Genomic DNA, 11,497 nt, shown 5'->3' with positions numbered 1-11,497 from the left:
AAAAGTCCTCCTTTCTTTTCTTAATACTGATTGATCATCTGTGCCTCTGCTTCTTCACGGCTGATCTCACCATTATTGCATTTTGCCATCAGCTGGACATCATGGTCATTAAGCTTGTAAAGACGAAGTATAAGCAGAGTGCAAATACCCCCGATAATGCTGCCAAGACAGCTGAATGTCCATAATTTATCGGCAAATCCTGCCGCCTGAACAACGCCTTCTCCCTCTCGGAAGCCGATTATAGTTAACGCAAACACACTGACTGCTGTTGCGATCGCTCCACTTAATTTTGTAAAAAATGTCTGCGCCGCAAACGTTACACCACGCATTTTTAATCCTGTCTTGTACTGTCCATACTCGTAGCAGTCCGGCGTAAACTGATACTGCAGTATAACTGCTATTCCCAGCGGAATTCCTCCTAAGGCATTTAAAATCACATACACCATCATATTCTCATACCCGGCTATGAATCTTACAATTCCCAGAAGTAACGCGAAAATATATGAAATATAGAAGACTTTAAATTTATCATATTTTTTGCATAATTCTACTGCCATAACCGCACCGATTAAGGTCGGAATAATTACCGCCATCGAAACATATGAGGCAGCTTCTTCACCGCCAAGGCAGTACCGGGCAACGTATAAGCCCCAATTTGCACCAACATTAAGCAGGCTGCTGATGAGCGGAGCCGCAAAGAAAAGCAATAAATATTTGTTCTTCCGCAGACATTCTACCATATCTCGCAATGTATAACTTTCTTCTGCCCCGTCATTCTGGACTCTTTCTTTTTCAATTACTCTCTCCCTTGCGAACAGACAAATCGGAATCATCATAACACATGACAAAAGAGATAACACAATTACTGTTGTCGCCCAGCCGCCTAACCGCTGCCGTACCAACGGCAGGACAATTCCTGTAACAATACCTGCAAAAATAACAAACATTCTTCCTATACTGTTTAGTGAAATACGTTCCTTCTGGTCTATTGTCATCGTGGTAACAATACCAAAAATCGGCACATCGCAAAGGGTATAGGCTGTATCCCATAACATATAAGCAAGTGTTGCCCATATGATTTTAGCCATCATCGGAATCCCGGTAGGTATTGTAAAAAGAAGAATGGTCGCCACCGGAATCGCTATGACAGATATTCGAAGCCACGGCAGGAATTTCCCTTTCTTAAAATTTACCTTATCCATGATCATACCGAAGATCGGATCGTTGATGGCATCCCACACTTTCGTGATCAGCGCCACGATCGCAACCAATGCTGCCGTTATGCCGATATCTGTAAAATATGTAGTCATATATCCTATCAGTCCATAGAATACATTCTGTCCCATAAAATACAAACCATAACTGATTTTTTCTCTTTTTGTAACTGCATTTTCCATTTCGTTATCCGTCCTTTCATTGTTTGATTTAATTATAAATAATCCCAAAGGGCAAATCATCAACGATATATAAGCATTTTACCGACGAAACTTAATATAATAATCATCTTTCTAAAAACTGATATAAGTATTCTTCCATCTTAGGCGTCCACCATTCCAGATATCCTGCCTGCGTCGGATGAACCGGATCTGCCATATAAACTTCATATTCTTTTTCAGAAACGTCATTCATCTCCTCGTCATTCCAAAGGTCGATCACGCCTATTCCATATTTATCCTGAAGCTCAAACAATACATCTACCATCTGCTGATACTGTTTACTGTCATATTTTGTTCCGGTATAAAAGATCACGGGACAATTCCATGCCTGCTTTGCATATACAATGATATATTCCATTGCTCCTGTTATTGTCTGTGTATCAAAATCCTCCAGATTTTCTGAACTGCTGAGTTCTCCCATCGGCATTTCCTTCGACGCGTCATTCGTGGAAAGCTGGCAGACAAACGCATCGAATTTCTCATCTGTACCGATATTATTTTTCATTCTTTGGATATAAGACGTCTTTCCGTTATCCACTAAAGTAGTGCCGCTGACGGCTTCTTTTACATACTCACAGCCATTTCTGTAAGAGATATAATCTGCAAAAGAAACATCCATTGAGTACAGACCCAAGGTTACAGATGATCCAAGGTAGCAGATGCGCTTCCCTCCAAGAGGGCTGTTTTCTAACGGTTCTATATTTTCCAGACTGTATTTTTCTGCGTTTCCCGCCATTTTTTTCAGCTTGTTCTTCCAGACAAAATCAAACGGTCCTCCACCGCCTGCCGCTCCTACTAAATATGTCAGGCCGATTCCCGCAGCCAGAATCAGAATTAAAACGATACTTAAGGTGATCTTCAATATTTTCTTTTTCATAATCCTTAACTCCTTATTATTTTCAACTTTCATATTAAGAGAACTGGCCGTCTGTATTTACCGGTCAGTTCTCGCAAATACTGTCATTTTGTTTTCTTTGATTCTTTATTCAAACTGATACATTCCGCTTCCTACCTTGTATAATCTGCCATCCGGCATCTTTACAACGGCAGTCGTGTTGCAGGGAATTTTTACTTTCAGCTTAAATTTCCCTTTATCCATACTCCACCCGACTGCGATCTCCCCGCACTCGCTCATATAAGTACGCTTTGCACTGGTAAACGCATTGTCCGGCTCCGGCGCGATCACAATCTTCTTAAATCCGGGAGCAGCCATATCAATGCCGCTTATCTTCCGGAACATCCAGTCGTCCACGCATCCAAAGGCATAATGGTTCAGGCTTGTCATAACCGGAGACCCGTCCTCCTTGTAAGAAATATAATTTTCCCAGATTGTTGTCGCTCCCTGATTCACCTCATAAAGCCATGACGGGCACTTTGTCTGGAGCAGGACTTTATATGCCTTGTCCATCCTGCCGATCTTACAGAGTGCATCCAGCAGATACGGCGTCGTCAGGAACCCTGTATCCAGACAATCCCCGTTTTCTTCTATCTTGCGGATCAAATGTCCGGCGATACTTTCTTTCTTCCTTTCAGGAGCAAGATCAAATGCGATTGCCAGCACATAACTGCCCATAAAATCAAGAGGCATCTTCCCGTCATCATCGATCAGTCCTTTTTGAATGGCAGATTTCATTCTAGACGCAATGTCATCATAGTATAATTCGTCTGATGTATGCCCGAGGAGCGCTGCTGTATCTGCCATGATCCGGCAGGAATTCCATCCAAAGATTGGCGCACAGTATGCAGAAGTATTGACAGGTTTTGCAGCGCTTTGGTCTGCTCCGTCTACTGTCTGGCTCGGTATGAGCCACTCCCCGTACTGATGTCCTGTATTCCACAGATACTGGTCAATTTCTTTTGGATGTTTCATCTTGCCTCTACGCTTCTTTGCGGTGTTGATGATATAGTCGCACCACTTTTTCATTGTGTCATACTGTTCTCTCAGTATCCTTATATTTCCTGTAAGTTGATACATGCTCCACGGTACGATACAGGCGGCATCTCCCCATCCCGCTTCTCCCACCGGTTCAAAATTGCGGTATACGATCCGATTCAGTTTCTCCAGTAATTCATAGATTCCGGTAAGGGGGATCACATTGGGGATCGCCCCGTTTTTCTGCTGACTGCAGGTCATATTACGCAGCCATCTTGTCAGAAACGGGGTTACATTTTCGTTGAGCATGGCTGTTCTTGCATAAATCTGGATATCTCCGGTCCATCCGCCTTTTTCTCTCTGCGGGCAGTCCGTGGGGATTGAGAACAGATTCGACCGCTGAGACCATCTTGTATTTTCGTAAAGCCGGTTTATATCTTCGTTGGACGTCTCAAAAGTTCCCAGATCCTCATTGTCAGAAGACAGGACGATCGCTGTGAAATCCTCCGGGCTCACCGGCTGATCGCATGTCACTCTCACATAGCGGAAACCGTGATATGTAAAATGCGGTATATACTCTGTAAATTTCCCGTTTGAAATATAAATATCGCTTTGCTTGTGCCCTGTTTTCTCTGACATGAAAATATTATTGAAATAGTTTCCATATTGATCCAGAGTTTCAAAATGATCTAATACCATTTTTGTTCCGGCAGGCAGTTTCACTTTTACGCGCAGAACCCCCGCCAGATTCTGCCCGAAGTCAATGATCGTCTCGCCTTTCGGGCTGACTGTCATTCCGACTGCCGGTACTTCCTTTACCGGGCGCACCGGTTCCCCGTACTGAGCCGCCAGGTTTGCGTAAGATTTTCCACATGGGATACCTGCTTTCCAGCTGCTGTCATCGAATCCCCAGCAGTTCCACCTCTCCTGTTCCATCCGTGCGTCATAGAGTTCACCTGCAAACAGATCGGAAGATCGAACCGGACTTTCCGAAACTTTCACCGCATCATCGGACAGAACCATTTCACTCGCTCCGTCTTCATAATCAATCTTTATCTGAAATAGCACAGAATGTTCGGCTTTAAACTTCCTGCTTCTCGGTTTAAAGTTCGCGCTGTCATACCAGCCGTCCCCCACCAGCATTCCTATGACATTTCCTCCCTCTCTCAAAAACGGAGTCACATCATAAGTCTGGTAGCACAGATATTTAGAATAGACGGTAAATTCCGGCGCAAACTCTCTGTCGTCCGGACGTATTCCGTTCACGCTGAGCTGATATGCTCCGTGGCATGTGGCATAGACGCGTGCCCGTTTTACACCGTCTCGTGCATCAAATTCTTTGCGGAAATATTCTGCCGGATTCTGTCCGCCGGTTCCGGGTTTTACCTTTTTCATCGGGAACGGAGATTTCACCCACTCGGCCGTCCATTCTTTCTTCATAAATCCTGTCTCAAAGGATGAGGATGCCGCTGCCTTTTCTCCGTTATTAACCGTCACTTCCACTGTCCAGCTATAGTCACTGAGACTTTTCAATGGTTTTCCGTTGTACTCTACAAAAGTACTTTTATCACTTTCTACCACCCCGGAATCCCACACCACTTCTCCCAGACCTGTCACTGTAATATGATAGGATGTCTGCATCACATTCTTTTTGTCACTGGTAATCACCCATGAAAAATAAGGTGCTTCGTCCACGCATGGTCTGTATTGACTGTTTACCTTAAGTCTTGTAAGCTCCATAGCAGCCTTCCTGATCAGAATTTCGCAAGCGCCGTATCCAGCATCTGCGCCTCATCTTTTTTTATCTCTCCTGCGAATGTTCTCGCGACATCTCTAAGCGAAAGTCCATATGCAATATCGGGAATCATATCCACTTCCATCATTTGAGAAAGGAACGCGCGAATCTGCGGATGGTTCAGCAGTTCTTCCATTGTCGAGTCTATGCTGTATTTCCTCTTTAAAGGCTGTGACGCCTCATAAGCGACTTCATATTCTCCAGCTCTCACACGGCAGATTCCATTTTCTACCTCTTCAAATAATGGATTTTCTTTATCTTCATATACAGATTCCGACGCATATGGAAGAACCACTTCTGCACTTCCGCCGAACGGAACCGTAACAGTGACCGTAATTTTATTATCTTCTGATATCTCCCAGCCGCACTGATAGCATCCGCTTGCCGAATCATAAACAGCTTTTACATATTTGAGTCCATTATTCACTTTAGGACTGATCCGCATCACCCTGCCTCCCGGGCTCTGTTCCGTCATATCAATCCCGGCCGCATGACGGAAGATCCATTCCAATACAGCGCCGTAGGAATAATGATTCAGACTGTTCATCCCCGTGCTGGAGACATGTCCGCTCTCATCCAGTGAATTCCAACGCTCCCACACCGTCGTTGCTCCCAGCTTCACTTCATGGAGCCAGCCCGGGTATTCCTCATTCAGGAGCAGCCGGTATGCCGCGTCTGTCATTCCATGATCAGTTAGGACATTGCACAGAAGCGGGGTTCCTACAAATCCGGTATTTAATTTATTTTTATTGTCCCTGAGAAGCTTTTGCAGCATCTGCTTTGTCAGTTCTTCATTTTCAGACAGATGATATTTTAGTGCAAGGATAAGCCCTGTCTGCGTCTTCACCGCACATCTGCCGGTGGCAGTAAAATATTCTTCTTTCACGACCTGCCACTGACGGTCTGCGATTTTCTGATATTCCTGTCTCGTTTCTTCCAGTCCAAGCACTTCTGCTGCTTTTGCAACAGTCTGCGCACTTGCCGCGTAGTAGATGTCTGCAATATATGCTTCATCAGTCGCTCCATACACGCTGTTCGCGGCGGCGCCTGTACGGTCAAGAGCAAGCCAGTCCCCATAATGGAAAACCTGTCTCCATCCATGATGGTCTCCGTCAATTCTCCGGATATAATCGACCCACGCTTTCATGCTCTCAATCTGGTTTTCGAGTATTGTTTTGTCCCCGCTGAACAGATATACGTTCCAAGGAATGATACATGCGGCGTCTCCCCATGCGCAGGAACATTTTGTCGGTCCGAATGTGGGGACAATCTCCGGAACCATTCCGTCCGCCAGAAGCTGTTCCTGATACAAATCGTATAAATATTTTCGGTAAAACGCATAGGTATCAGCCAGATAGCTTGCAGTCGCGGAAAATACCTGTGTATCCCCTGTCCAGCCCATCCTCTCATCTCTTTGCGGACAGTCTGTAGGCACATCCAGAAAGTTCCCTTTCATTCCCCATTCGATATTGGAGATCAATTTGTTCACAAGATCATTCCCTGTCTCAATTGCCCCGATGCTCTCATAATCGCTGTAAAGAACAAGCGCCGTAAAATCCTCACACGAAAGGTCCCTAACCCCGGTCACTTTCACATATCGATAACCATAATATGTAAAATGAGGAGTGATCACCTTTTCCGTACCATCAGAAATATAGACATACTCCGACAGCGCAGTTCTCAAATTCTCATTATAAAAACACCCATTCTGAAGCACCTCGCCTGTCTGGATCCTGATAGCTGTCCCTGCCGGCTCATGCACCCGCAGCCGGAAGATCCCCGTGATCTCCTGCCCCAGATCAAATACCTCTTCTCCGGCAGGAGTATGAATCAGCTCTGCCGGCTTCCTCTCCTCCTGTACCTTAACAGGAAGAGATAACCGTTCCATAAGCCGGCCTTTCGGAGCCTTTGCGATCCGCGCAGGAGACTCCTCAACCGGCGGCAGCGTATCATCTCTTCTCTCACCGTCATAGATATTGGAAAACCACAAATTGCTTCTTGTAACTGACCAGGTTTCATCAGAACTGATCACATCTTTCGTTCCGTCTTTATACTCTATGTGAACCTCCGCAATCAGCTTCCACTCGTCACCGTAATATGCTTCCCGTTCCGGATCATTGAAACCGAACCTGCCTTTATACCAGCCGTTTCCGAGAAGAACAGACAGCACACCGCCTTGTTCTGCCTGTTTCGTGATGTCATACGTCTGATACTGGATCCACCGGTCATAATTATTGCAGTACGGAGTCAGATACTCATCACCGATTTTCTCAGGATTATCTTTGTTTTCCCCCAGAAAATATGCTTCATACAATCCCAGGCCGCAAATGTACAGTCTTGCGTTTTTCACTTCTTTTGCCGGACGAATCCTCTTTGAGAAAATCGGATGCCGTTCCTGACTGCTGTCACAGGTAATCCACCTGCCCGTCCACGGTTCATCCATTTTGGCGGTCTCAAAGAACTGCGCGTCTGATTCGATCACTTCTTCTGCATCTGTTGTCACAATAACTTTCCAGTAATATCTTGTATACGGCTGCGGTTCAAATTCCACTCTTGCAGCGAGACTGTCCAACTCTGCCTCCCCCGTGTCGTGACAGATATCTGTGAAGGTTTTGTTCTTGCTGATCACAATCCTTGCATGTTTCTGTTCCTGTCCTCTGCCGCCTTTCACTTTCCATGAAAATACCAACGGTTTCAGATAAAACCCTAAAGGGTTTGTGATATGATTTGTTTTTGCCGCATAAATCTTGCCCATAATTCTTCCTCATTTTCATGCTGATACTTTTTCATCCAATAATAAGCCAACCGTTCCTCCCACTACTGACACAGAGCATTTAACTCCACGATCATCTGCTCGATCGCTTCGCCCGGAATAACGCTTAAAAATGATTTCAGCGGCATCTGCGCAATAATTTCCGGAGTCACAAGCTGTACCTCCCCATCTTCTTTCTTAGGTTCTTCTCCCTGTGATATCCCCTCAAGATACTCCATCATTTTCCCTGCTGTCTTCGGGTGGTTCATCAATTCCCCCATTGTAGTGGTCATATCCACAGTGAACGGCAGCAGCACATCAGTAGTAAATGTAAGTTCTGCAGCCTCTCTGATCTCATCGCTGGCATGCCCGATCTGGATCTCATATGTACCTGACGGAGTGTACCAGTCGTGAATCTTTGTCTCGTAGTAAGCAAAATCTCTCGCGCAAAGTTCCATTGTAACCGTCTTCTTCTCACCCGGATTCAGAAATACTTTCGCAAACCCTTTTAGTTCTTTCACTGCTCTTGGCACCGTGCTGTCCTTGTCACTGACATAGAGTTGAACCACTTCACTTCCTGCCCTCTTCCCTGTATTCTCCACATCAATGCTCACCTTCAGAATATCTCCATCTTTCATTTCCGCAGAAGAGAGTTTCATATTGCTGTAGCTGAATTCCGTATATGACAGTCCATGGCCGAATGCCCAGCGCACCGGTACTTTCTTCGCATCATAGTAACGGTATCCGACAAAGATATCTTCTCCATAGAGAACAGTCCTGCCGTCTCCAGGGAAATTCAGGTAACTCGGGTTGTCTTCCAGACGATATGGGAACGTCTCCGCCAGACGTCCTCCTGGATTTGCCTCCCCAAATAACAGCCGGTCGCTGGCCTCCCCAATGCCTTCTCCTCCCAGATACATCTCCAGAATGGCATTTACAGACTCCGCCCATGGAGTTTCTACGGGACTTCCGTTATGAAGAACCACTACCACATTTTTCTGTATCTCAGCCACAGCCTCTATAAGGCGATTCTGACACTTTGGCAGTTCCATGGATGTTCTGTCATATCCTTCCGACTCAAAGCTGTCCGGCAGTCCGGCAAAGATTACAACTACATCTGCGCCCGCTGCCGCTTCACACGCCTGTTTCAGATCCTCTTCTGTCATCTCGTCACGCTCTGACGAGAAGCCTTTCACGTACTCCACTGCCCTGCCTTTTCTCACCGCAGTTTCCAGAGCCGACACTACGCTGTCCGTATTGATGTGACTCGATCCCCCGCCCTGGTATCGCGGTTTCTTTGCAAATTCCCCGATATAGACTACTTTCTGTTCTTTTTTCAGCGGCAGCACTCCCCTGTTTTCCAGAAGTACGGCGCACTCTGTTTCGATATCTGCCGCTGCTTTGTGATCCTTTTCCCTGTCAAATACAGTCTCCGCTTTCCTGTTATCTGTGTAGGAGAAGACTACTTTCAGTATGCGTTCCACCGTTCTGTCAAGAATTTCTTCCTCCAGTTCTCCATTCTCCACTGCCTGAATAATCTTTCTTGTATTATATCCTCCTGATCCCGGCATCTCCAAGTCAAGACCGGCTTTCAGTCCTTTCACCCGGTCATTTACAGCTCCCCAGTCACTGACCACATATCCTTCAAATCCCCACTCATCCCGCAGGATATCTGTCAGAAGCTTCTTATTCTCTGAAGAAAATACTCCGTTGATCTTATTGTAGCTGCACATCACAGTCTTTGGCTGCGCTTTCTTCACCGCCTCCTCAAAAGCCGGCAGATAAATTTCCCGGAAAGCCCGTTCCGATACTTCCGACGATATCTGCATACGGTCTGTTTCCTGATTATTCGCGGCGAAGTGTTTCATACTGGTTCCGATGCCTTTCGACTGTACGCCCCGGATATATGCTGACGCCATCTTTCCTGTCAGATATGGATCTTCGGACATATATTCAAAATTCCTTCCGCAGAGAGGACTGCGTTTGATATTAACTGCAGGGCCGAGGAGCATGCCCACGTTCTCAGCCTGACACTCGTCCCCAAGGATCTGTCCCATACATTCCATCAGTTCCACGTCAAAGCTGGATGCCGTGGCGCAGGCTGCCGGAAAGCAGACTGCATTCACACTTTTATTCAGGCCGAGATGATCTGCCGCGCCTTCCTGTTTGCGCAAGCCGTGCGGGCCGTCTGTCATCATAACGGAAGGAATCCCTAACCTTTCGATTCCCATCGTGTTCCAGAAATCCGCTCCCGAACATAGTCCTGCTTTTTCCTCCAGTGTCATCTGTCTGATCAATTCTTTCAGGTTTCTGCTCATTATGAAATCCTCCTTAAATAAATTCTTATCTGTTCCTATCTGTGGGCTTCCCAGAAGATGACTGCTTCCTGAAGCCAGTTTTTCACTTTTGTTTCATTTCCTATTCCAAATCCATGTCCCAGTCCGTCAACGATTCTGACCGACACATTTTCTTTGCCCAGTACCTTCTCTAATTCCGGCAGTTTATCTTCCACATTTGCAAAACCGAACTCATCATCCCGCCCTACGATAGAAAATACCGCCAGTCCCTTGTCCTCCTGCAAAGCTTTGATATTCCAGTCCAGACCATACATAGGGAAGATCACCTTCGGTCTTGGCAGATGATTCTTGTGGCAGCAGTCCTCATAATTGGCAAATGAATACGCCGTGGTCATAAGTCCTCCTGCTGAAAAACCAAAGATGGCATAATCATCCATGTTTACAGAAAACTGTTTTTGATGCTCCGTCAGATATCGAATCACTTGTGTCAGTTCCCTCGCGGCAGCCTGTCCCTGCTTTACCTGTTCTGTCTCACCCAGCTGTCTGCCGACCGGATAACTTACGACGAAAACAGAATATCCCATTTTATGCAGCTTCATCGCCACAGGATACCCCTCGCAATCAGTTACATTACTGATAAATCCGCCTCCCGGAACTACAATGGCAAGTGGTTTTCCCTGTTGTCCCTGATAAAACATTCCCGTCAGATGTGACCTGTACGGATGACCCTTCACTGCTTCCGCAGGATACAGATCCGACACCAGCCTTGCCTGACCTTTCTCAACAAGTCCGGTTAGATAATTGAAAGATTCCAAGGCTGCATCCAATTGTTCCTCACGGCCCGGCGCCTTTAAAAAATCCTTATACTTTACAGGCGCAATAGCTTTCAGCACGTTGTCCTCCACATTGAAAAACATATGTTTAAAACCGCCGAATACCGGATGCTGCATGAAAAATCCAACTTTGTCCTCCCCCGTTCCCGGACGGAAATGTCCGTTTTCATCGTAATAGCTGCTTTCCTTTATTTTTGGAAATCCGCAGATGCCAAGAAGTGCCGGCAAAAACATGGCACTTTTTTTATAGACATATAATGTCGCACCGATTACAAATAATAAAACAATCACCACTACTGCAAAAAATATCTTCATCCTAACCTATGCCTCCTTTTCTTACTGACATCTTACTTTATACAGACTAAAATTACATCAACGAAACATAAGTGATTTACCGACCAAACTTAATAAATATCCGAGATTACTCTGTACACCTTTGCCCCCAATATGGTATATTTTAGACAGGTTAAATAAACTGCTGATGACTATAATCACAGTTCATTCATATCTC

At 45.7% G+C, this 11,497-nt stretch carries 6 protein-coding genes; all 6 read right to left on the bottom strand.

Annotated elements, in window-relative coordinates; genetic code table 11:
• Positions 1-20: 20 nt before the first annotated feature.
• The 6 genes from DW769_RS08575 to DW769_RS08550 all read right to left on the bottom strand — a co-directional run bounded on the left by DW769_RS08575 (position 21) and on the right by DW769_RS08550 (position 11,301).
• On the bottom strand, positions 21-1,397 hold the full coding sequence (locus tag DW769_RS08575) for an MFS transporter (protein ID WP_158579812.1): 1,377 nt from the start codon (positions 1,395-1,397) through the stop codon (positions 21-23).
• Between the two features lie 103 nt (positions 1,398-1,500).
• Positions 1,501-2,313, bottom strand: a complete 813-nt coding sequence (locus DW769_RS08570; protein ID WP_242953300.1) for an SGNH/GDSL hydrolase family protein — start codon at positions 2,311-2,313, stop codon at positions 1,501-1,503.
• A 105-nt stretch (positions 2,314-2,418) separates the two neighbouring features.
• Positions 2,419-5,049, bottom strand: a complete 2,631-nt coding sequence (locus DW769_RS08565) for an alpha-L-rhamnosidase (protein WP_118750253.1) — start codon at positions 5,047-5,049, stop codon at positions 2,419-2,421.
• A gap of 14 nt (positions 5,050-5,063) precedes the next feature.
• Positions 5,064-7,859 carry an alpha-L-rhamnosidase gene (locus DW769_RS08560; RefSeq protein ID WP_118750252.1) on the bottom strand — a complete coding sequence of 932 codons (2,796 nt, stop codon included), beginning with the start codon at positions 7,857-7,859 and terminating at the stop codon, positions 5,064-5,066.
• Between the two features lie 62 nt (positions 7,860-7,921).
• Positions 7,922-10,174 (bottom strand): glycoside hydrolase family 3 C-terminal domain-containing protein, encoded by a 2,253-nt coding sequence (locus DW769_RS08555; RefSeq protein ID WP_117802661.1) that lies wholly within the window; start codon positions 10,172-10,174, stop codon positions 7,922-7,924.
• 35 nt (positions 10,175-10,209) lie between these two features.
• Positions 10,210-11,301: an alpha/beta hydrolase gene (locus DW769_RS08550; RefSeq protein WP_055267525.1), complete on the bottom strand. Its 1,092-nt coding sequence runs from the start codon at positions 11,299-11,301 to the stop codon at positions 10,210-10,212.
• Positions 11,302-11,497: the final 196 nt, after the last annotated feature.

This window comes from Blautia sp. AM29-29 (genome assembly GCF_003480555.1).
In the GTDB taxonomy this organism is placed as follows: Bacteria; Bacillota; Clostridia; order Lachnospirales; family Lachnospiraceae; genus Fusicatenibacter; species Fusicatenibacter saccharivorans.
Note: the sequence above shows the minus strand (reverse complement) of the source record. Positions and strands in the feature narration are given on the sequence as shown.